At 71.3% G+C, this 22,140-nt stretch carries 16 protein-coding genes; 7 read left to right on the top strand and 9 right to left on the bottom strand.

All coding sequences use genetic code 11. The features are described from left to right. Positions 1-35: 35 nt before the first annotated feature. From ACFO4E_RS07985 to ACFO4E_RS07970, 4 genes are all read right to left on the bottom strand, one after another. Positions 36-1,523 carry an ABC transporter substrate-binding protein gene (locus tag ACFO4E_RS07985; protein ID WP_378572408.1) on the bottom strand — a complete coding sequence of 496 codons (1,488 nt, stop codon included), beginning with the start codon at positions 1,521-1,523 and terminating at the stop codon, positions 36-38. After that, positions 1,520-3,610, bottom strand: coding sequence for a hypothetical protein (locus tag ACFO4E_RS07980; protein WP_378572407.1), 2,091 nt, complete (start codon positions 3,608-3,610; stop codon positions 1,520-1,522). The genes ACFO4E_RS07985 and ACFO4E_RS07980 overlap by 4 nt, the downstream gene beginning before the upstream one ends. 329 nt (positions 3,611-3,939) lie before the next feature. Further along, positions 3,940-4,110: a DUF397 domain-containing protein gene (locus ACFO4E_RS07975; RefSeq protein ID WP_378572406.1), complete on the bottom strand. Its 171-nt coding sequence runs from the start codon at positions 4,108-4,110 to the stop codon at positions 3,940-3,942. After that, entirely contained in the window at positions 4,107-4,916 is an 810-nt protein-coding gene (locus ACFO4E_RS07970) for a helix-turn-helix domain-containing protein (protein WP_378572405.1), read from the bottom strand. Before ACFO4E_RS07970 ends, ACFO4E_RS07975 begins: the two co-directional genes overlap by 4 nt. A gap of 307 nt (positions 4,917-5,223) precedes the next feature. Here ACFO4E_RS07970 and ACFO4E_RS07965 point away from each other — a divergent pair, with 307 nt between their 5' ends. After that, positions 5,224-5,661, top strand: coding sequence for an ATP-binding protein (locus ACFO4E_RS07965; protein ID WP_378572404.1), 438 nt, complete (start codon positions 5,224-5,226; stop codon positions 5,659-5,661). A gap of 81 nt (positions 5,662-5,742) precedes the next feature. Here ACFO4E_RS07965 and ACFO4E_RS07960 read toward each other — a convergent pair whose 3' ends face one another. Then, complete coding sequence (locus ACFO4E_RS07960) at positions 5,743-6,324, bottom strand: TetR/AcrR family transcriptional regulator (RefSeq protein WP_378572403.1); 582 nt, start codon at positions 6,322-6,324, stop codon at positions 5,743-5,745. Between the two features lie 203 nt (positions 6,325-6,527). Between ACFO4E_RS07960 and ACFO4E_RS07955 the strand changes: the two genes are divergently transcribed. After that, a complete protein-coding gene (locus ACFO4E_RS07955) occupies positions 6,528-7,484 on the top strand; it encodes an alpha/beta fold hydrolase (protein ID WP_378572402.1) in 957 nt (318 codons plus the stop codon). A gap of 233 nt (positions 7,485-7,717) precedes the next feature. On the opposite strand, the gene ACFO4E_RS07950 is transcribed toward ACFO4E_RS07955, so the two are convergent. Then, entirely contained in the window at positions 7,718-8,395 is a 678-nt protein-coding gene (locus ACFO4E_RS07950; RefSeq protein ID WP_378572648.1) for a C40 family peptidase, read from the bottom strand. A 27-nt stretch (positions 8,396-8,422) separates the two neighbouring features. Here ACFO4E_RS07950 and ACFO4E_RS07945 point away from each other — a divergent pair, with 27 nt between their 5' ends. Continuing rightward, complete coding sequence (locus ACFO4E_RS07945; RefSeq protein WP_378572401.1) at positions 8,423-8,626, top strand: hypothetical protein; 204 nt, start codon at positions 8,423-8,425, stop codon at positions 8,624-8,626. A 165-nt stretch (positions 8,627-8,791) separates the two neighbouring features. Next, positions 8,792-10,039 carry a hypothetical protein gene (locus tag ACFO4E_RS07940; protein ID WP_378572400.1) on the top strand — a complete coding sequence of 416 codons (1,248 nt, stop codon included), beginning with the start codon at positions 8,792-8,794 and terminating at the stop codon, positions 10,037-10,039. 414 nt (positions 10,040-10,453) lie between these two features. On the opposite strand, the gene ACFO4E_RS07935 is transcribed toward ACFO4E_RS07940, so the two are convergent. Both ACFO4E_RS07935 and ACFO4E_RS07930 read right to left on the bottom strand, forming a co-directional pair. Then, positions 10,454-12,637: an ATP-binding protein gene (locus ACFO4E_RS07935; RefSeq protein ID WP_378572399.1), complete on the bottom strand. Its 2,184-nt coding sequence runs from the start codon at positions 12,635-12,637 to the stop codon at positions 10,454-10,456. 325 nt (positions 12,638-12,962) lie between these two features. Beyond that, entirely contained in the window at positions 12,963-13,376 is a 414-nt protein-coding gene (locus ACFO4E_RS07930) for a TIGR03668 family PPOX class F420-dependent oxidoreductase (protein WP_378572398.1), read from the bottom strand. Positions 13,377-13,520: 144 nt separating this feature from the next. Between ACFO4E_RS07930 and ACFO4E_RS07925 the strand changes: the two genes are divergently transcribed. After that, the gene (locus tag ACFO4E_RS07925; protein WP_378572397.1) at positions 13,521-14,435 is read left to right on the top strand and encodes an ACT domain-containing protein; all 915 of its coding nucleotides are present in this window, start codon (positions 13,521-13,523) and stop codon (positions 14,433-14,435) included. A gap of 761 nt (positions 14,436-15,196) precedes the next feature. On the opposite strand, the gene ACFO4E_RS07920 is transcribed toward ACFO4E_RS07925, so the two are convergent. Next, complete coding sequence (locus ACFO4E_RS07920; protein WP_378572396.1) at positions 15,197-18,049, bottom strand: ATP-binding protein; 2,853 nt, start codon at positions 18,047-18,049, stop codon at positions 15,197-15,199. A 648-nt stretch (positions 18,050-18,697) separates the two neighbouring features. On the opposite strand from ACFO4E_RS07920, the gene ACFO4E_RS07915 reads away from it, so the two are divergent. Both ACFO4E_RS07915 and ACFO4E_RS07910 read left to right on the top strand, forming a co-directional pair. Beyond that, positions 18,698-21,091, top strand: coding sequence for a lysylphosphatidylglycerol synthase domain-containing protein (locus ACFO4E_RS07915; RefSeq protein ID WP_378572395.1), 2,394 nt, complete (start codon positions 18,698-18,700; stop codon positions 21,089-21,091). Between the two features lie 103 nt (positions 21,092-21,194). Then, a complete protein-coding gene (locus ACFO4E_RS07910) occupies positions 21,195-22,028 on the top strand; it encodes a DUF4132 domain-containing protein (protein WP_378572394.1) in 834 nt (277 codons plus the stop codon). The last annotated feature ends 112 nt before the right edge of the window (positions 22,029-22,140 follow it).

The following is a 22,140-nucleotide window of genomic DNA, read 5'->3' as shown; positions in this document are numbered from 1 at the left end:
CGGGGCGCCGACGCGGGATCCGGCGACGCCGCCCGTCACTCTTCCGGGGTGGTGTAGAGGTCGTGGGCCGGAGCCTCGCCCGGGCGGGGGATCTCGAAGACCGGGACCGGCTTGCCCCCGGGGTCGCCGTCGCGCGTGGTGCTGAAGGCGAGGTCGCCGCCTGCGCCCCGCACCACGTTGCCGGCGTTGAGGCGGAACAGAGCCCCGCGGACCCCCTCGGCCCGCGGCGGTTCGTCCCCGCCCTCCCGCGTGTAGAGGCGGATCGCCTGGACCGCGACCATGACCGCGTCGTGGTGGGCGATGGCGTACCCGTTGTCCAGCGCCCCGCCGGGGTCGCCGACGTGCTCCGCGTAGGAGTCGACGAAGGGCGCGAAGCCCTCCGGCTCCCCCCGTGCCCCACTGCCCCAGTCCGGGTCGGAGGCGGCGGCGTGCACGATGGTGATGTTGCCGTCCTCCAGATCGCCGCGGATCTCCTCGTCCTCGCGCAGGGAGAGGCCGGTCTCGGCGAAGAACACCGTCAGCGGCTCCCGGACACACGGACGCGAGTGGAGCGCGTCGATCAGCCCGCTCAGGTCGACGCCGCGGCCCGCGTAGAACACCATGTCGGCCTCTGTCTGGCAGATGTTCTGGGCGGCCGAGGCGAACAGGGTCGGCGGCGATCCGTCGGCCAGGGCGGTGCCCGAGAAGGGCTGCGGCGGCACGCCCTCGGTGTATTCGGCCATCTCCGCCTCGAACGCGGCCGTCAGCGTGCTCACGAACAGGTCCGGGGCGTTCTGGTCGAAGACCAGGATCCCCGTTCGGAGCTCGTCGTGCGCTTCCACATAGCCGCGCAGCGCGGTGACGAAGTCGGTGTTGCTCGGGCCCGCGCGGAGCAGCCCGGGGTAGGAGCCGTCGTTGAGCCCGTCGGCCGACGCCACGGCCGAGACCATCGGAACGCCGCTGGCCGAGAGCCGGTCGGCGGCCTCCGCGGTCGACCGGATACTCACCCCCAGGCCGATGACCGCGAGGAGGGGGACCGGTTCCGTGGACATCTCCACCAGGCGGTCGACCACGGGTTCCCAGTGCTCCTGGCGGCTGCCCTCGTTGGCGAGGACCAGCTGGACCAGGGGGGTGGGGTCGCCGATGTCGCGCGAGTGGTTGGCCCGCATCTGCGCGACATAGGCGCCCTCCAGGCTGCGCAGCACCTGGTCCGGGGACATCGCGCTCACCGCGGTCGGCGTCAGCTGGGTCATCACGGCGATCCGCGCCGCAGCGGCCCCGCCGTCGATCTGCTCGGCGACGCGCTCGTTCTCGGCGGCGATCCGGGCCTGGACGTCGGCGAAGCCGGGGTCGAAGACGTGGGATCCGTCGGTGGTGCCGACGCACTCGCCGTCGCCGCCGCGGACGCGGATGTCGGCCCAGATGTTGCCGCACCGCACGTGCGGGACCGCGTAGATCACGGCGGAGGCCGCCAGGAGCAGCGCCGCTGCGACCGCGATGAGCCTGCCCCAGCGAATGGGGGGCTTGGGTGGCCCCGGGATCATGCCCACAGCTCCTCCAGGCGCGAGTTCCGGTGGGTCTCCTCGTACAGCCGGTGGGGGGTGAAGGCCATGTGGTCCTGGGCCACCCGCTGGAGGTCCGCGGCGATTCGCCCGTACAGGTACCTGCGGTCCAGCCCGCAGAGGGGATCGGAGGCCACCCACAGGCCGGCGATCAGTCCGGTGATCGTTCCGGGCGGGGGGTCCTGGCCCTGGCTGATCTTGAAGACGAGGGCGTCGCGGCGGGTGGTGGGCGACTCGTGGGACTGCGTACGCCGGGTGGGCGCGGTGACGACCGCCAAGAGCAGATCCAGCCACGTGCCGGGGTCGTCGAGGTCGATGCGCCGTGTCAGTTCCTCCGCAACGGAGCGCAGGTCTCCTTCGGCCAGCGCGTAGTACAGCTCGGCATCGGAGTCCCCTCGCGACTGGGACTGCTTGCGCAGGCGGGCGACGACGTCGGGCCAGCGGGGCAGAGGCGCCGGCCGCGACCGCGCGGTGCGCTTGGCGCCGCCGCCACCGGCGGACCCACCGTTGTGGCCGCGCTCGGCCAGCTCGCGCAGGAGCAGGCGGCGCAGCAGGACCTGGCCGGCGCCGCGATCGGGGTTCCAGAGGTCGAGGGCGACCAGGACTTCGATCTGCTCATGGAGATGGCGGACCAGGGTCCGGTCGGTCACCAGTTGCCGCGCGTCGTCCTGTGTGCGCGCTGCGGCGCAGGTGACCAGCTCGTCGATCCGTTCCGGCGGGATCCGGGGCTCGATCAGGTCGTCGCGCAGGCGCCGTGCGAGGGTGGGCGGCGTCGGGGCGAGGGGGGCGACGCCGGGGCGGGTGGACAGGAGGAGGTCGAGGTCGCCCGCCGACGAGCGGTGGCGGTCGACGGCGCCGATGATGGTCGCGGTCGAACCGGGGTGGCCGCCCGTGAACTGGTGGATCGCGCGGAACAACCGCCGGTCGACGTGGGCGGCCAGGCCCGCCGCCCTGATCATGCCCGCGACGTCGTCCTCGTACAGGTCCGGTAGGCGGTAGCGGCGCCACGGGCGGTGGTCGGCCGCGGGAATGGGTTCGCTCGGGCCCGCATACGGATCGGACGGGCGAACCTCGTGGATGTGCTCCGGCGGCTCACCGAGCAGGAGGTCGCCGCGGGTGGCGGCCACCACGGTCAGGGGCGTCTCGGGCGCGTGGGCCCCGGCACGGTCGAGGGCGTCGAGGAACCGCCGGCCGAGGCGGGTGCCGGCGTTGTCGAGCAGGAGCACGATGTCGTAGGCCCAGGTTGCGGCGGCCCGTCCGGTGGGGAAGAAATCGACGAGATCGGCCAGGAACGCGGCGCACATCAGGTCGTCGATCAGGTGCTGGGTGCCCCGGCCGTCGGCGGGGGCGGCGTTGGCCCACGCGTTGAGCTCGACCAGCGTGTGAACGGGGTCCGGGCTGCCCGCCGCGGGTTTCGGGTCCGCGAACCACTTGAGGTACCGGCCCAGGAAGTGGGCGCTACCGAAGAGCGGATCGGTCGCGAATTTCACCGCGCGCTCCGAGAGCGTCTTGGTGGGCTCGGCGGGGATGGGGTACAGCGAGCCCAGGACCGCCGCCGCGGCGGTCGCGAGCACGCCTTGGAGATCGTCGAACCCGCGCAGACTGCGCAGCGAGGCGCGCATGCGCGCATGCCGCCGTTCGGCGTCGGGCAGGGTCGCCGGTCCCACCGTCGCCGTCGAGACCGTGGAACCGGCGTCGGCGGCCCCGGCGGGCGCGGGAGGGCCGGCCGCGGCGCTGCCGGTCGCGTCGAGGTTCACGGTGATGGCGTGCTGCCCCAGCGCCAGCCGGGGGAAGCGGAGCCTCCCGTATCGGGGGTAGGTGTTGTAGAGGCCCTGACTCAGGAGTGACAGCACCAGCGGGATGTCGGCGCCGCTGACAGCGTCGAAGTCGATGTAGGCGGAGGGGATCTGCCCGCGCAGTTCGTCGGCGACACCGCGCAGAAGCACGGTCTTCCCCGTGCCCCGCATCCCCTCATAGACAAGGAACGGAGAGCGTCCGCGCTGCCGCCCCGCACCAGGGGGAGCCATGGCGGTGGTGAGGAGTTCGATCGCCTCATCACGCCGGAACAACCGTGGCACCATTTCACCCCGTTTCGTCAGGGCACCGCGTTCATATCGGGGGATCATCGTAAGGACACGGTCTTGATTTTTCCGGAAAACCGCCCTGAGGGTAAGGCCATGTAACGGGAATCAAGATCGATTGCGTGAAATGGCTTCCGCGAAACGATCATGGATGCGCGTTCTGACCTGCTGTCCTATGGCGTTCCGGTAGATCCTCGCTCTGGCCCGCGTCCGAATGCGGACAGTTTTCCAACGGGCCGAGGCGCACGGCCACGGCACGACGACGGCCCCCACCCTGGAAGGGCGGGGGCCGCGGACGCCGGGGGCCGGGGGAGGGGTTACAGAGCGTCGATGTCGGCGAGGAGGGCGCGCCACTCCGAGGCAGGGAAGGCCAGGGCGCCGAGATCCCTGTTTCGGGTGTCGCGGATGTGTACACGCTCACTGGTCTCGGCGACCTCGACGCAGTTCGGATGGTTGCCGCCGCTGTAGGTCGACTTGTGCCAGTTCATTCCAGGCCCTCTCGAATCTGCTCTATAAGGCGTCGCGAATCACTCGGAGTCATTGACTCCATCTGTACATCTCCGAAGAGAGTGACAAGCCGTCCGAGGTCGTATGCGTTGCTGACGACGGCCAACCCCAAGATGTGCTCGACCTGTCCAACGTAGCGGCCGTCAGGGAGGCGCATCAACCGGAACGATCCCGAAGCCAGTCCGGGTCTCTGTGGAGCATACTCCGGAACCACGGTCAGGTGGATGTGGGGGAGGGCCATCAGGCCGAGCAAGTGGGAGAGAGCTTCACGGTGGATCTCCCGCGAGCCTACGACCTTCCGCAGCGCCGTCTCTTCGACTACGGCCCACAGCCGTGTGTCCCGCCGCAGTTCGCCGAGCCTCGCCATCCGCAGGGCCACTTGCTCTTCGGGGGTGCTTTCGTCCGGATGGTATCCGTCGCGGGCCATGAGTGCCCCTGCATACCCCGGGGATTGGAAAAGTCCAGGTATCAGCAACGGCTGATACTCGCGGATCTCGACCGCTTCTCTCTCCAGTTTGAGGAACGATTTCCATGAGTCCGGTATCGGCCGCGTGTCACTCAGTTCGTCCCAGAGGGCCAGCAGCGCTCCCCCTGTGGCCAAGCCGACATCCAGAACTTCGATATGACGCCTTTTAGGGCGCCTTGTCCCCCTTTCCCATCCGCTGATGAGCGGTGTCGAGTAGTTCACCATATTCGCGAGGTCGCCTTGCGTAAGTCCGGCGAGGTCGCGCAAGCGTCGAAGCTCGCTGCCCCATTGGGCGGCGGTCGGGTCGATTCGGTCGCTCATGGAGTCCATGGTGCACACCATCTGACGGGACTGCAATTAACAGATTTTTACCCCTCGAAAAGTTCTTCTCCATAAGTGTAATCATCCTTGCTGGTCAAGGCGTTATCGGTGCAGTATCGGCGGCAGTTGGAGGTTGAGAATCGGGTCCTGGGTCATGTGCAAACACGGCGCATTTCGCCGCCCTCATTCGTCGTGGTCAAGGAGGAGTCGAAATGGAGATCGACGGGACGCGACCGCTAGGGAGGATTCCCATCAATAATCGTGCATGCCGTATTTGCCCGTATCTGATCCGAGTTGGGGGGCGGTGATGGCGGTGGTGTACTTCCAGCAATTCCCCGGGTGGGCGGACCAGGTCAAGCGGGCGCGGTCCTGGTGTGAGGGTCTGCTGACCGTCCACTGCGCGTTCGACATCCCCGGCGACACCGTCGCCTCCGCCGTCCTGCTGCTCAGCGAGGCGGCGACCAACGCCGTCCGCTACACCGCCAGCGGGCGCGGCGGGAAGTTCGACGTGACCCTCATGGTCGAGCGGCGCCGGATAACGATCGAGGTCGAGGACGAGGGGTGTCCCGCCGGCGGGACGGTTCCCTTCATCCGGCCCATCACCCCCTTGGCCCAGCACGGGCGCGGCATGACCCTCATCGACTACCTGGCCGACACCTGGGGTCCGCTGCCCACACCCCGCTACGGCGTCGGCTTCACCCTCACCTGGGGTGACCTGCCCGGTACGGCCGCGGCCACAGCCTGATCACCTGCGGCCCTGTCCCGGTTCACGAGGGGGCGGGACAGGGCAGCGCCTTCTCGCCGACTCTCGGTGGTTCCGTGGCGGTCACGTGCGGGCGGCTACGGCGTCCCGGGTGGAGCGGATGACCAGGCGCAGTTCCTCCGGTGTGGCCCCCGCGCGGTGCATCACCGTGAGGCCCTGGTTCACCGCACTGACGAACGGGGCGAGTTCGGCGGCCAGGGCGGGTGGCGCGCCGGCGTCGGACAGCACGGTCTCGATGTATGCGCGCTGCCCGGCGAGGAGTGCGCGCACCAGGTCGCGGCTCGACGGTTCCAGATCGGGGAGCTGTGCCGCGGATTGGCTGATCAGGCAGCCGCCGGGTACGGAGGGATCGATCATGCGCTGGAGGGTGGTGGTGAGAAAACCCTCGGTCGCCGTCGCAGGGTCCACCGACCCCGCCTCACGCCCCGCGTCTTTCGCCGCGGTGCCGAAGGTGGCGACGTACAACCGCAGTGACCGCTCGAACAGCTCCTTCTTCCCGCCGAAGGTCGCGTACAGCGAGCCGCGGCCGAGGCCGGTCGCCTCCAGCAGCCTGGACATGCTGGCCTCGGCGTAGCCGTGCTCCCAGAACACGCGCATGGCCTGGTCCACGGCGGTGTCGACGTCGAACTGCTTGCGTCCTGCCACTTCTCCGCCGCCCCCTGTCCTGCGCCCCTGGTCGCGGTCCGTATACGACCGCTCCCAGCATAATCCTTGACTGATCGTTCCAAAAATCATTGACCGAACGTTCCAAGATGGCTAGTGTCCGATCCGACCCACCCATCCCGGCGGGTGCGGGAGGCCCGTCGGCCGTCCGCGTGTCCGCCGACGACTGCCTAGGAACGATGACCATGTCGCTCAGCACGTCCCCGGCACCCACCGCCTCAGGCGGATACGGCGCCGTGACGGAGGTCCCCGGCCTCCCCGACGGGTTCACCGGAACCTTCACCGACACCTTCGCCACGGTCGACGGCGTCCGCCTGCACGCCGTGGTCGGCGGCGACGGCCCGCCGCTCCTGCTCATCGGCGGCTGGCCGCAGTTCTGGTACCAGTGGCGGCTGATGATGCCCGCGCTGGCCGAGGACTTCACCGTGATCGCCGTCGACCCCCGCGGCAGCGGACTGTCCGACAAGCCCGCCACCGGCTACGACTCCGCCACGCTCGCCCGGGAACTCCACGGCTTCATGGCCGAGCTGGGATACGGACGGTTCGCCGTGCTGGGCCACGACATCGGCATGTGGACGGGCTACGCCATGGCCGCCGACACCCCGGGGCCGATCGAACGGCTGGCCGTGGTCGACGCCCGCATCCCGGGAGTCTTCCCGTCGCCTCCGCTGATCGGTGACCGGTGGACCACCGACTTCCTCTGGCACTTCAATTTCAACCGGGTCCATGACGTGAACGAACGACTCGTCGAGGGGCGCGAGGACATCTACTTCGGCCACCAGTTCGCATCGAAGGCGCTCACGCCCGACGCCATCCCGGCCGAAGCCGTCGATGTCTACCTGCGCGCCCTGCGCGAGCCCGGCGCCCTGCGGGCGACCTTCGAGAACTACCGGGCCATCGACGCCACCATGGAGCAGAGCGCGCGGCGCATGGCCGAGAAGATCACGATTCCGGTGCTGGCCGTGGGCGGGGCGGCATCGGTCGGCGCGGGGGCGGAAGGGGAAATGCGCCTGGTCGCCGAGGACGTGACCGGCGTCGTCATCCCGGACAGCGCACACTTCGTCCCCGAGGAGGCCCCAGAGGCCCTGCTGGACGTGCTGGCGCCCTTCCTCGCGCCCTACCGCGCGGCATCCTCGGCCTGACCCGAGCATGACGGGCCCTGGGCGCGGCTTCCCGCCTCCCCGCCCCGGGCCCGTCTGCGGGTGCGCCACCCGGGCGGGACGGGGAGGGACAGGGAGGGACGGCCGGGGAAGGCGATCGGGATGGGCGGTCGGCGTCCGGCCGAACTCCGCCCGGCCGCCCCGGCCGCCCGGAGGCGACCGGAGGCGACCGGAGGCGACCGGAACGCCTCGGAACGCCCCCGGACCGGCGCGGATCAGGCCGGGTCGGCCGGACGGGACCGGCGGCGCCTGGAGGTGATCTCGGCTCCCGGCGGGACGTCGACCGCGATCTCTCCGCCCAGCTGCGCCCCGTCGATGAGGCCGAGGTCGTCCCCGCTCCAGAAGCGCCCCGGGTCGTACCAGTTGGGCCGGCGTCCGCCCGGGAGAAGGCCCATCGCCTCGTACGTGAGGGCGACGACCTCGGCGCAGTAGGCCGACTCCAGGGTGCCGCCCGGTGTGGCGCGGCTGGGCAGCGGTACCCGGCCGCGCACCCAGCGCCCGAACAGCTGGGCGGTGGAGGGGAACGGGGTGCCGTCGAGCCGCGCGATCGTGCGCAGCACGGCGTCCTCGGCCTCGCGGCCCACCGGCGGGTCGAGCTGGCGCAGCCATGCCCGCTGGCCGTACTTGCTCTCCCACACGATGACCGAGTCGCGGAGGTCGTGCAGCTGCACCCCGCGCTGGTGGTTGCCCGACCACATGTCCGGCAGTGATTTGCCCAGCTCGGCGTGCCACATCAACGGGGGAAGGTCCTCGATGACGACCGACATCCCCACGTGGTTCACGGGACTGTTCGTCGTCATCTGGATGGCCCGGTCGGGCATGGAACGCCCGCGGAACACCCAAATGTCGCCGGTTCGGGTGAGATCGAGTGCCTCGTCGAGGCCGATGCGGATTCCGGTCACACGAGTAGCCTAGGCAACATGCGTTGGTGGAAGGTAGTGGGACTTGCAGGCTTCGCGGGTGTCGTCGCAACGGGGGTCGTCATCGCCCGCGCCGAGCGGCGCCGCCGCGCTTACACCCCCGAACAGATCCGCGACCGCCTCCGCGAGCGAGCGGCCGAGGCCGGCCCGCCCGCCCAGACGCCGGCCGCCACACCCCCACCCCTCCTGCCCGAATCGCCCTGACGCGAGGTCGCGCCCGCGCCGCCTACCGGGGTGAATCCGTGCTGCGCGCCGTCCGCACACGGGATGCACGCGTCATGCACGGATCCGCACGCGCGACGCACGCGATTCGTCCAACCCCGGACCGCACCCTGCTTCATGGCTCTCTAGAGACATGGAGGTGGGTCCATGCCCGGCACCGACTGGATCTCCGGCCCCTTCGGGCTCGGCGGCAGCGCCCGCAGTACGTGGTCCCCGCAACGGACCGCTCTCATCGTCGTCCACCACTTGACCGCCGCCAATCGCCTCGTCGGGGACGTCGTCCCCTTGCTGGAAGGGGACCCGCGCGTCCAGCTGTTCTGGACCACCCCGCCCGGCGGCGCCTTCTCCCACAGCGGTGTGGAATTCCTGCGGGGCCACGACGGCGTCGTCCTCCCGTGGCAACAGGCCGTGTCCCACCGATTCGAGCTGGCCGTCGCGGCCTCGCTGGGCGGCGGGCTGGAGAACGTCCACGCGCCCGTGCTGGTGCTCGGGCACGGTTCCGGCCCCGGCAAGCTCTTGTTCCGCAGGGAGGGCGACGGACCGGCCGCCCCGCGCGACGTCGCGGGGGCGCACAGCGGTCTGATCGCCTACGGCAGGGTCGTTCCGTCGCTGCTGGGGGTCGCGCACCACCGGATGCGCGACGTCCTCGCCCGTACCGTCCCGCCCGCCGCAGAGGTGGCGGAGGTGGTGGGCGAACCGGCATTCGACCGGCTGACGGCCGGTGCCGACCGCCGGGCCGCCTTCCGGCGGGCGCTGGGCGTCGGAGACGCGCAGAAGCTGGTCGTCGTGTCGTCCACGTGGCAGCGCAACTCCCTGCTCGGGACCCGCCCCGACCTGCCCGCGCGGCTCATCGGCGAACTGCCGCCGGCGGGCTTCCGCGTCGTCGTCATCCCGCACCCGGGCACGTGGGTGTGGCACGGACGACGCCAGGTGCGCGCCTGGCTCGGCGCGCAGGGCGGCGATCCGGAGCCGGGGGTGCTGCCGCCCGAAGACGGGTGGCAGGCGGCACTGGTCGCGGCCGACCTCGTCATCGGCGACCACGGAAGCGTGACCTACTATGCGGCCGCACTGGGCCGGCCCGTGCTGATGGGGGCCTTCCCCAAGGGCGACGTCGACCCCGCCTCCCACAACGCCCTCCTGGGCCTGACCGCCCCCCGGCTGGACCGCGGCGTGCCGCTGCGCCCGCAGGTCGAAGAGGCGATCGGCGCCCACGTCCCCGAGCGGACCGAGTGGTACCGCAGCCAGCTGACGTCCGCGCCGGGTGCATCGGCGACGCTGCTGCGCTCGGCGATGTACCGGCTGATGGGGCTCGCCGAACCCGCCACCCCGGCGCGGACGCCGCCCATTGCCCTGCCGCGGCTGCTGCCGTCGCTGTCAGGGGAGGGGGCGGCATGAGCGGAGCCGTGCGGATCCGCGGTGAGATCACCATTACCGACACGTCCACCGACCGCGGGACACGGGCCGTCGCCGACGATGTGCTGTGGGTCGGCGGCCGCACCCGCGACCCGCGGTGGGGGAACGTCGCCGACGTCATCACCGGCATCGGTGCGGGGCCGTTCCCCGGCCCCGCCGGCCCGCGAGCGCTGCTCGACGATCACCCCGGATGTCTGGTCGCGGCCGTCCGGGGCCGGGACGCCTGGCGGGCGGCCGTGCGCGACGGGCCGGCCCTGGTACTGCCCGCGCGGTTCGCCGAGTGGCGGGTGGCGCTGGGACTGTGCCTGGCGCACGGCTGGATCGGGGCGGGCGGTTCGGTCGGCGCCCTGGCCTCCCCGGCAGCGGGCGAGGCGCTGGCCGGCGCTCTGGCGGCGATCACCCCAGGTCGGCCATGCGGCGTCGCACCGTTTCGGCTTGCGGGGAGCCTAGTCGGCTATAGATGGCGTGGGCCTCTGCCAGGTGCGTGCGCGCCTCGCCGCTGCGTCCCCGGGCGAGTGCCGCATCCGCGAGGAGCGTCCGAACCCGGGCCGTCTCATGCCGGGCGGACAGGCGCGCGGTGATGTCCAGCGCCTCCGTCAACGCCTCCTCCGCATCGTCGTAGCGGCGCGCGGCCAGCAGCGTGGTGGCCATCCCGATGACCGCGCGTGCCTCGTGGTAGTCCTCGCCGCTCTCCGCGAAGAACGCCCGCACCCTCTGGAAGTGGCCGAGCGCGATGTCGTGCCTTCCGGCGTCGCGCTCGGCCTCGCCCAAGTGGCGGTCGACGATGGCGATGCTCCGCTGTCGGCCGAGTTCCGTGAAGAGCTCGCGGGCCCGGCCGAACCGGGTGACCGCTTCCTCCGGGCGGCCCCGCGCCAGTTCGGCCACCCCGAGCCCTTCATGGGCGGTCGCCTGTCCCAGCCGGTGGTCCGAGCGCCGCCACAGGCCGAGCGCGCGCCGGAACGACTCCGCGGCGTCGTCCGGCGACCCCGACATGAGGAACGCGGTGCCCAGCGCGCCCACGAGCCGCGCCTGCGCCTGGTCGTCGCCGATCGCCTCCGCCGACGCGATCCCCGACCGGTGGGTGGCGAACCACGTATCGAACGGCTTGGTCAGCGTGAAGTGGTTCCACAGGGCCTCGCACAGTTGCCAGGCCATCCGATGGCGGCCCGTCCCGGTGCAGTGGAGCACCAGCGCCCGCAGGTTCGGCTGCTCATCCGCGAACCACGCCAGGGCGGCGTCCCTCCCGGAGAAGACCGACGGCCCCTCGCGGACCTCGGCGAAGAGCGGGCTGAGCTGCCAGCGGCTCGGGTTGAGGACGAGGTCGGCGGCCATCGCCGTGCGCAGGTAGTGGTCGACCAGCCGGTCCAGCGCGGCATCGCGCTCCTGCGCGTCCTCCTCGTCGGCGGCGCGGTCGTGCGCGTGGATGCGGACCAGGTCGTGGAAGGAGTAGCCGCCGGTTCCGTCGTCCTCCAGCATGCTCGCCCGGACCAGGCGGTCGAGTCCCTCGTCCGCGTCGTCCTCGTCGGCGTCGATGAGCGCTGCGGCGGCGTCCACGCCGAGGCGCGGTCCCGGATGCAGTCCGAGGAGGCGGTAGAGCCGGGCGGCGTCGTCGGGCAGCGCCTGGTAGGAGAGGTCGAGGACGGCGCGCACGGAGTCGTCCTCGTCCTCGCCGCCGTAACGGGTGAGGGCGGCCAGGCGCCGCCGTTCGTCGCTCAGCTCGTCGACCATCTTGCCCACGGGGCGTCCCGGCCGCGTGACCAGGCGCCCGGCCGCGGCGCACACCGCAAGGGGCAGCCGCCCGCATAGCGCCACCAGCCGTCGGCGCTCGTGGTCGCCGAGATCGTCGCGGCGCCCCGCCACCAGGGCCGTGAGCAGATCGGCCGCGGCGTCCTCGCTCAAGGGACCCACGTCGATGAAGCGCGCGCCGGAGCTCACCAGCCCGGGCAGTTGCAGGCGCGTCGTCGCCAGGACGAGATGCGCTCCGGGTCCGGGGAGCAGCGCACGCACCTGCGCCGCGCTGATCGCGTTGTCGAGGAGGAAGGCCAGGCGGCGGTCGGCGGTCCGGGCGCGGAACAGCGCCGAGCGGGCGGCCAGGCCCTCGGGGATCTCGCCCGGGGCGCAGCCCAGCGCGCGCAGCAGGCCGTCGAGGACCTCGGCGGGGTCGGCGGGGCCGGACGGCGTGAAACCGGCGAGGTCGGCGTAGAGCTGGCCGTCGGGGAAGAACTCCTCGGCGGCGTCGTGCAGGAAGGACGTGGCGAGCGCGGTCTTGCCGACTCCTCCCGTCCCGACGAGCACGGTGATCCGGGTCGTCCGTCGCTGGGCCGCCGCCCGAGCGTCCTCGCGCAGTCGCCGGATCTCGTCGCGGCGATCGGTGAAGACGGGGGATTCCGGTGGGAGCCGGCCGTGCGGTCCCGCTATCTGAGGGAGCGCCTGCTGGACGTGGATACCGCCGTAGACCGTTCCGGCTTGGACGGATTGGCCGTGAACACGGCCCGAAACGAGGTTGGCGGAGGGCGCGGGCGTGCCCCTTTCGGCGTCACGGCCCGGACCGTGTTCACCGCCGTTTCCACCGCTCTGCATGGACGTGTTCCTGTTGTGTAGGGGGATTCGCCTGCTTTGTACCCGGAATGCCCGCAACGGAAGCGCCCGCGGAACACGGGCGCCGACGTTGCGTATTCGTGTCGGGACGATGTGTAATGATCACGGCGCGGCGAAGGGGACGCGAATCGGCGTGATCCGGTTGTTTCCGCCTGTTGGTGCCTTCGAGCGTGAAGTATTCCCAGGTCACAGGCGTTCATGCAGAATGAAGGCGGTGTCCGGGTGGGTCCCTGCTTCAGAAGCCGGGAAGCGGATCTTGTTTCCGGTCGGGACGTGTGTCCGGAAACGGCCAGGCGAACACGGGCCGTTACGCCGACCAGCCCGACCAGTGGTGCACCGACACGAGGACCACCGCACCCTCCGGCGGAGAGGTGCGGTACTGCCGGTAACGCTCGGCCAGACGCGCGATCGCCGCGCCGCGTTCGCGGCCGGACTCGACGATGCGGGCCGCTCCGTCGGCGCGGACCCACCACAGCCGCCGCCAGTCGTCGTCGTACTCGTCGGCGAGCAGGCACACGTTGGGGTTCGCCCGGATGTTGGCGAGGCGCTTCAGGCGCGTGGTCCGCTTCGGCTTGGCGTCCACGGCCATGGCGATGGTGTCGCCGTGGACGGCGAAGACCACCGGGACCAGGTGCGGCCTGCCGTCGGGGCCCGAGGTCGCCATCCGGGCGACGCGTCGGCCGCTGAACATCTCGCGGCAGTGCTCGACGGACCAGGCCATGGGGCGAATGTCTCACAGATGCCCCGTACGGGGCCCGCATACGGAGAATCCGAGGACACTCCGTGACCATCGTCACTACAAAACGTTACGACGCCGTCATGGTGTGTCGACGGCTCGCAACGTGGCGCCGGGATCGTCGGAGCCATGGGTGGATACACACGTGGGACCGGCCCGGACACCGCCGCCGACGGCACCCCTGCCGGGCGGCCGGGTTTCATCGGCCGGGAATTCCTTGAGATCGGGACACTACTCTTCGCCGCGGGGGCCGCGCACCTCCTGATCCTCGCACTCGGGCACAGCGACATCGGTGCGCCGGTGCTGGTCGGGGTCGGGGCGGCCCTGATCATCGTCTCCTCATGCCATCGATGGCGGCGGCACCGCACGGGAGCGACCGCGACTCCGGACGTCGGAGACGCGGCCGATCCGGCGCGCCGGATCGACGCCCGCGACGCCGCCGGGCCGGATGTGCCGGGCGATCCGTCAGCGCGTTCGGCCGCGCGGCACGGCCGCGAGCGCCTGTGGCGGATGCGGGTGGGGGTCAGCGACGTCCCGGGCGGCCTCGCCGCCCTGACCGCGCAGTTGGCCCGGCTCGGGGTCGACATACGCCTCCTGCACGTCCATCCGGGCGGTGCCGAGGCGATCGACGAGTTCTATGCCAGTGTGCCGTCCGACGTGGAGCCCGACCGCCTGCGGGCGGCGCTCGTGCGCGCCGGCGGGCGCGATGCGGTGATCGAGCCCGCCGACGCCCACGAGTTGAGCGACACCGCGAGCAGGGCGCTGTCGTTGGCGGCCGGACTCGTCGCGGGAACGGCGACACTGCCGCGCTCGCTGGCGGCCCTGTCGGGGGCCGGAGGGGTCGAGCACCAGGCGGTGGCGCCGCCGGGACTGACCGCCGACGGTTTGTCGGGGGAGCGTATGGCGTTGGCGTCACCGGAGGGCGGTGTGCTGGTGCTGAGCCGACCCGGAATGCCGTTCACGGCCGTGGAGTTCGCACGCTGCCGCGCTCTGGTGGATGTGGCCGGCTCGCTGCACTCCCTCCCGCGCCCGGATCGTTACTGATCGGCGACGACGATGCCAGCATGAGCGCGGAAAACGAAGGGGGTTGTGCCACGAGGAGGGGGTATCGCGGCACTACCCGCCGGTACCCTATCGGCCGGGCGGGCATCGGTGCCATAGGTCCACGGCATTGCTCAGGCGAATTGGGTGCTTTTGGTGCTGGGTGTCGCGATATCGCTTAGCGACCGGCGCCGGTCGGCGGACGAGGAATGCGTATCGTCCGTTCAGCTGATGGCCTCGGTCTCTATCGTGGTCCGGCCTTCAGTCGCGATTTGAGGTTGCTTCCCTCCCATGTGGGCTCATCGCCGAGTGGGATGGGTGGTTGCCATCCGCAAAGGGCCGATGTTGCCCGTGTGGGTGGCGGGGCCACGTGCGCAGCCTGGGGTTCGGTCGATCTTCAGCGAAAATCCAACCCGCTGGGAGGAGGCTGCTAGCGGAAGTCGCGAAATGCGCCCACTACCACGGGGGCAGTGGGCGCATCGGAGTCATTTACAGAAGCATGGAGCTCGCCTCTGCGGTGCGCTGAAATATTTCCCAGCCGTAGTGGGCGACGTACGTCGATGCCACTGCGATGACGCCGGGTACGCTGATGGACATCGGGCTCCTTCGTGGTGTCAGTGATTTCGTCGAGAGCTCGGTCGGCGGTGTCCAGGGGTGCGTAGATTGGAGTCTCCACCCCGGACATTCGTCGTTCCGCCGACTTTGACCAGCAGGAATTTACGACGTGTAGAGATGATAGCGCCTCTGGTCGCCAGTCTGTACGTCTACACCCCATCGGGTGTAAATGTCGCTTCCAGGGCGGCGGCGAACTGGTGGGCCTCAGGTATCTCCAGGTCGCGCGCTATTTGCACTGCCTGTTCGAATTCTTCGCGCGCCGCCCGGATGTTGTTCCTCTTGATATTGAGATATCCGCAGCGCGCGAGCGCTTCGGATTTCTCCTGGGCCAGTCCGTGGCGGTCGGCGATGTGCACCGCTTCCCGATAGCTTGCGAATGCCTCGTCGTCACGATCGATCCGGGCATGAACATCGCCGATGCCTATCAGGATCTCCGGCTTGCGTTTCGCGTCACCGAGGTCAGCGGCGATCGTCAAACTCGAGCTGAGACGCTCCATCGCGAGACCCGGCGCGTTCAGCTCCAGATACGCCCGCCCAAGGTTACACAGCGTCGTCGCCTCGTTCCACCTGTCGCGTGTTTCGCGTTGGATCCGCAGAGCAGCGAGATAGTGGGTGACCGCTCCCTCGTAGTCCCACCTGTAGGCACGGAGTTCGCCGACGTTGGCTCGGCAGACCGACTCCGCCGACCTGTTGCCCAGCTCCCGGTGGAGCGTGACGCTCTCGAACAGCAGGCGTTCCGCCTCCCGGTAGAAGCCCAGACCCTTGTATGCTCCCGCGAGGTTGTTCTTCCACTGAGCACGCCGGGATGTGTCGTCGACAGTGGGGGCGAGCGCCAACGCCTCATTGAAGCCGTCGATCGCGGCGCGGTACTTGCTCAGGCTCAGATCGCAGGTCGCGACCTCCGCCAGGCAGGTGGCCATGCCTGCCGTATGCCCCTCCGCGCGGTACAGCGCCAGCGCGTCTCGGTGGTGTGCGCGCGCCGCGCTGTACGACCCCAATCGGTGTTGAATCCTTCCCAGGTGAACGAGTGACTGGGCGGTCCCGATGGTGTCGTGTACGTCGATGAAGAGGGGGAGCACCCTTTCGATGGTCCGCTGCGCCTCCTCCCACCGCCCCGCGCGGATCTGGGCGGCACACAGGTCCGAGAGCGCATGGGCGAGCCCCGACGGGTTCTCTTCCTGGGACCTGCTCTCCACCGCCCAGCGGTGGAGGTCGATGTCGGCTCCATCCCACGGTCCGTAGGCGTCGAAGAAGCCGCCCAAGGCGTGCGCCAGAGCCGCGGCGTGGTGTTCGAAGTCCCGGCGCGCCTGGGTGGCCACGGACAGCAGGACCCGGCGCTCGGTGGCGAACCACTGGGCGGCCGCCTCGGCCGAGTCGAAGAGCCGCCCCTTTCCGGGGGAGGGGATTTCGGGACGGAGCCGGTGCCGGTGGGGGAATCTCATCCGATCCGCCTCCCCGCACGCGCTCAGGTAGTGGTCGAGCATCCGGCCCAGCACCGCTCGGTGCTCTGTGACGGGCAGTTCCTGTTCGGCCCGGGAATGGGCGAAGGCAGCGAGCAGCGCGTGCATGGTGTAGCGGTGGGCCTGTGGCTCCTCGATGAGCGAGTGGTCGGCCAGCTCCTCTAGGACCAGCGCGCCCCGGCCGGGCGGCTCACCGATCACCGCCGCCGCGGCGTCAAGGTGGAACTCCGGGGTCGGGTGCAGTCCAAGGCGGACGAACGCCGCGTGCGCCGGTGCGCTGAGACCGCGCAGGCTCACCTCGAACACCGCTTGGAGGTTGCGGCTGCTGCCGTGCCCGATCACCGCGATCCGATCGCGCGCCTGCTCCAGCTGGCCGACGATCTCACCGAGGGACCAGGCGGGATGCTGGCGCCACCGGTTCGCCATCAGGCGCAGGGCGAGAGGCAGCCGGTCGCAGAGGTCCACCAGTCGGGCGAGGTGCTCGTCGGCCCGTGCGCGCTCGCGCTCGGCGAGCTTGGCGAACATCGCGACGGCGTCGTCGCGCTCAGGGACCGCAAGCCGGGTATGCCGTGCGCCGTCGAGTTCGTGCAGGCGCTGGCGGCTCGTGATGACGACCGTGCAGCCGCTCGCGCCGGGGATCAGCGGCCGGACCTGCTCATGGCCGGCGGCGTCGTCGAGGATGACGAGGGAGCGTGTCCCGGCCGTCCGGTCGCGCCACAGCGCCGCCCGCTGCTCAAGCGAAGAGGGAATGCTCTCCGCGGCCACGTCGAGCATGACCAGGAGTTCGTGCAGGGCCTCGAATGGGTCCTTGGGCCGGTTCTTGTCGGCCCCGCGCAACTCCAGGTGCAGTCGGGCATCGGGGTAGACGTCCTTCAGGCGGTGGGCCGCATGGGTGGCGAGGGCCGTCTTCCCCACGCCGGCCATGCCGTTGATGACATGGACGGTGGTGGCGTTGGGAGAGGGGGAGCGCGCCGAGGAGAGGAGGGCGGCGAGTTCGGTGTGGCGGCCGGTGAAGTCGGGGATGTCGCGGCTGAGGTTGTCGCGCTGAGGGCGGGGCGCCCGTTGCCCTGGGGACGGCGGGGAGCCCCGGGGGCGGGAGGCCGAGCCCAGGAGCGTCTGGTGAGCTCGCTGGAGATCCGCCCCCGGGTCGGTGCCGTGGTCCTCGCGCAGCCGCCGCTTGATCGTCTGGTAGACGTCCATGGCCTCGGTGGTCCGGCCCGTTGCGTGCAGCGTCGAGATCAGGTGGCGGGCGAGGAGTTGGTCGTCGGGATAGTCGGCCAAGTGGTCGTTGAGGGGGCCGATGAGGTCGTCGGGATCGCGCAGCCGCGTCGCCAGCCGCCCCCAGGACGCGAGCGCGGTGCGGTGGGCGCGGCGCATGTGTACCCGGGCCGACTCCGCCCATGTTCCCGACAGCCCCGTTAAGGGCTCACCGCGCCACAGCCCCAGGGCATCGTCGAGGCGCGCCAGGGCGGTATCCGCGTCGCCGCTGCGCTCCGCCGCCTTCGCTCGGCTGCACAGCCCGCCGAACCTGAGCCAGTCCACCCGCTGTGCGTCGATCGAGAGCGCACAGATTCCGGATTTATTGGTGATGACGGGTTGGCTCGCTCCCGCTGCGGTCAATTTGTTCCGGGTTCGCGAAACGTAGGAATTGAACGTGTTGGCGTTCATTTCGTCGCCGTTATTGATGCGCCGGGCGACGATCTCTCGCGGAACCGGTCGGCCGCCCTCCCAGCCGAGGGCGGCCACCATCGTCTTCTGTCCGGTTTCTAGATCGACCGGGCGGCCCGCGACCAGAAGTTCTACCTGGCCCAGTACTCGTAGTTCCAATGGAGCCTCCTTACTCCGATCACCCCCCAAATCCGGATAGTGCCCCGAAAATCGGTCATACCACTGGCCGAAACGTGTCACCTGCATCGATGTGCGATCTTGTCGTGGGTGGTAGTGCCGATGACCTGCGGTCATTCCGGGGTGGACGGCGGCGTGGACTCCGGACAGGACAGCATTGTTTGGCCAATTCGGTAAGGCAGGGCTGTCCCGTCGGACGAGGTCCCCGGAGGCGATTACGGCGAATGCACCTGCAAATGGCCGCGAATATGCATCTTCCGTCGCCAGGCGGCCATTCGGAGTCCGGCTCGGACACGCCGTACGCAGGCATGCGGTACTCGGTCGGGATTCGGCAGTGTTGGGTCCGTGAAACGAGGAGAACCGCGGTCGTTCCCGGTCAGCCCCGCTCCTGCTCCGCTGGGGGAGATCCGGCCGACCGCGCGCAGACCGCTGGATCTGCTGCTCGGGGTGGCCGGGGTGCTGGCCGTCGCCGCCGTGCTGTTCGCGGTGCGGGTGGTCACCGGCGAGACCGAGCCCGCGGCCCCCGCCGAGCTGCGCGCGCTCCTGCCGCCCTCCCTGCTCGCGCTGCTCGCCGGCGCCGCCAACCTCACCATGATCGTGCTGGCCGGGGCGACGGCGGTGGAGCGGCTGCTCCGCCGTGAGTTCCGGCAGGTCGCGCGCGCCCTGTTCGGGGCCGGCCTCGCCTACGGGATCGTCGGCGCCGCCAACGCCACGGTGGCCGCGATCTACAGCCCGGGCGGACCGCCCGAAGCGCTCGCCGCGGCCGCGGCGCACAGCGTCTTCACCAGCCCCCTGCACTCCTACGTCGCCGCCGCCGTCGCCTACATCGGGGCGTTGCCGCTGGGTCGGCTGCCGCGGCTGCGCGGCGCGATGTGGCTGTGCATCGCCATCACCGCCGCCTCGGTGGTGCTGGCCGGCGTGACCACCGTGCTGGCGCTGCTGCTGACCGTGCTCGTCGGCTGGGCGTGCGCGTCGGCCTCGCGCTACGCCATCGGGCTGTCGCGTCCGGTCCCCGCCACCGAGCGGCTCGTCCGCGAACTGCGCCGCTTCGGCCTCGACCCCCTCGGGGTCGCCTCCGACGGCACCGACGACGAGGGCAACCAGCGCTTCGCCGTCGACACCGCCGGCCGCCGCCTCGACGTCGTCGTCATGCGCGCCGACGACACCAGCGGGTGGTGGAAGCGGCTCCTGGCCCTGATCCTGCTCCGCGACCCCGTCGCGCCGCCGGTCCTGCCCGGCCTGAACCGCCGCCTCGAACACGCGGCGCTGCTCGGGTTCGCCTCGCACGCCGCCGGCGCCGACGTCCCCCGCGTGCTGGCCATCGGCGAACTCGGCCTCGGCACGGTCGCCCTGGTCTACGAGCACCTGCGCCTGGTGCCCCTCGACGACATCGGCGACGACGCCATCACCGACGACCTCCTCGACGACGTCTGGGCGGAGCTGTGCCTGCTGCACCGCCACCGCATCGTGCACGGCGGCCTGAACGGCGACACCATCGGCCGGCGGCCGAGCGGCCGGGTCGCGTTCACCGGCCTGTCCGGGGGCGGCGTCGCCGCCTCACCGATCAAGGCGTCACTCGACGTCGCCGCCCTGCTGACCGTCCTGGCGCTGCGGGTGGGCGAGACCCGGTCGGTGAACGCCGCCGTCCGGGTGCTCGGCATGGAGGGCGTCGCCGCCGCCCTGCCGTTCCTCCAGACCGCCGGGATGCCGTTCGGCCTGCGCAAACGGCTGCGCTCCCGCAGGGAGGTCCTGGGCGCGATCCGAGGCCGGATCGCAGAACTCGCCCCCGGGGCGCCGGCGCGCCAGGCGCGGCTGGAGCGGATGCGTTCCCGCACCGTGGTCAGCGTGGTGGCGGCGACCGTCGTCGGCTTCGTCCTCGCCTACCAGCTCGCCGGCGTCGACTTCGGGACGATCTCCGGCGCCGATCTCAGCTGGGCGTCGGCCTCGTTCGCCGCGTCGCTGGTGTGCATGATCGCCGCCGCGCTCGCGCTCATGGGGTTCGTGCCCATCCGGCTGAACCTGTGGACGACGGTGCTGGTGCACTACGCGGGCTCCTTCATCCGCATCGCGGCGCCCGCCGGGCTCGGGTCGATCGCCCTCAACGCCCGCTACGTCACCTGCATGGGAGCCTCGCCCGGGGTCGCGCTCTCGGCGGTCGGTCTGTCCCAGGCCGTGGGGCTGGTGACGCACCTGCCGATCCTGCTGGTGTGCGCCTACCTCACCGGGACCGCCTACGTGGCCGACTTCTCGCCCTCGGGGACGCTCATCGCGGTCACCGCCGTGATCGGCCTTGCGGTCACTGCGGTCCTGGTGCTGCCGCGCCTGCGCCGCGCGGTGTTCGACCGGGCGCGCCCCTACTTCCACGGCACCCTCCCGCAGATGCTGGACCTCCTCCAGAACCCGCGCCGCCTGGCCATGGGGGTCGGCGGCACCCTGCTGCTCACCGCCGGGTTCGTGCTCTGCCTGTACTTCTCCATCGCGGCGTTCGGCGGAACCGCGAGCCTGGCGGCGGTGGCCGTGGTGTTCCTCGCCGGCAACGCCATCGGCTCGGCCGCCCCCACGCCCGGCGGGCTGGGCGCCGTCGAGGCCGCGCTGCTCGGCGGCCTGACCACCGTCGCCGCGGTGCCCGCCGCGGTGGGCCTGCCTGCGGTCCTGCTGTTCCGGCTGTTCACCTTCTGGCTCCCCGTCCTGCCGGGGTGGGGGGCCTTCCACCTGCTCCAGCGGTGGAAGGCCATCTGATCCGGCCACCGGGCGCCGCGCCGGGGCGGTGCCGGCGCGCGCGGCGGGGTTGTCATAGGGCCTGCCTAGTGTTCGCCGCGTAGCGACGGCCTGAGGAGGCAGCGTGCAGCGGTCACAGCACGGCATCGGACCCGGCGGCGAAGGCGGCGGGGCGGACGCGTTCGTCATTCCCGGCGCGTGGTGGGCCGATGGCCATCCGGGACGCGGCGGCGCGCCCTGCCCGGTGCCGGCGGTCGACCCTGACCGGCTCCGGCTGCTCGAACGGGCGATGGTGGCGGGGCGCCGATGGGCGCTCGCGGAGGCGCGGAGGCTCGTGCTGGACCACCCGCTTCTGCGCGCCACCGCGCGGGGACTGGTGTGGGTCGCCGGCGACGGGGCCGCGTTCCGTGTCGCGCCGGACGGCACCTTGGCCGGCGTCGACGGCCGGTCCCTGGATCTCGCGGATGGGGAGAGGGTCGGCATCGCGCACCCCGTCGAACTCGGCGCCGCGCTCGACGCCTGGGTGGGGGTGTTCGCGGCCCGGGAGATCCTCCAGCCGTTCCCCCAGCTCGGCCGGTCGGTCCGTGTTCTGAGCGGTGATGAGCGCGGCGCCGTGGAGCTCACCGCTTTCCACGGCCACACCGTGTCCGCCGACAGGGTGGCCGCCATGGCGGAGCGCGGCTGGGAGCTGGACGACCGTGGTGGCGCCTTTGCGGGGGGCCGGCTCTCATGGGCGCTGCGCGGCGACCGCGCCGTGGTGGTCGAGCTGGGTCCGGCCGTCCCGGCGGCCGCGCACGGCTCCGGGTCCGGGGACGGGCGGACCATCACCCGGGTGCGGCTCGGCGACGGTTCCGCCGAAGGAGCGGGCACCGCCGGTCCGCGGTGCTTCGGCTCGCTCGACCCGGGGGCCGCCTCGGAGGTGCTCTCCGACCTGATCCGCCTGGTCGCCGCGGACTGAGGGGTGCCGACAGGGGAGCGGACCGGCGCGCTTCATCGGCGCCGCACCCCCCGACCCCCTCGTCGCACCCCACCCCTGCCCCCCGTTCACCCCGCCCCATATGCCCGCTCGG

Source organism: Nocardiopsis mangrovi (genome assembly GCF_042653925.1).
Lineage (GTDB): Bacteria > Actinomycetota > Actinomycetes > Streptosporangiales > Streptosporangiaceae > Nocardiopsis_B > Nocardiopsis_B mangrovi.
This window is presented reverse-complemented; position numbering and strand designations above follow the sequence as displayed.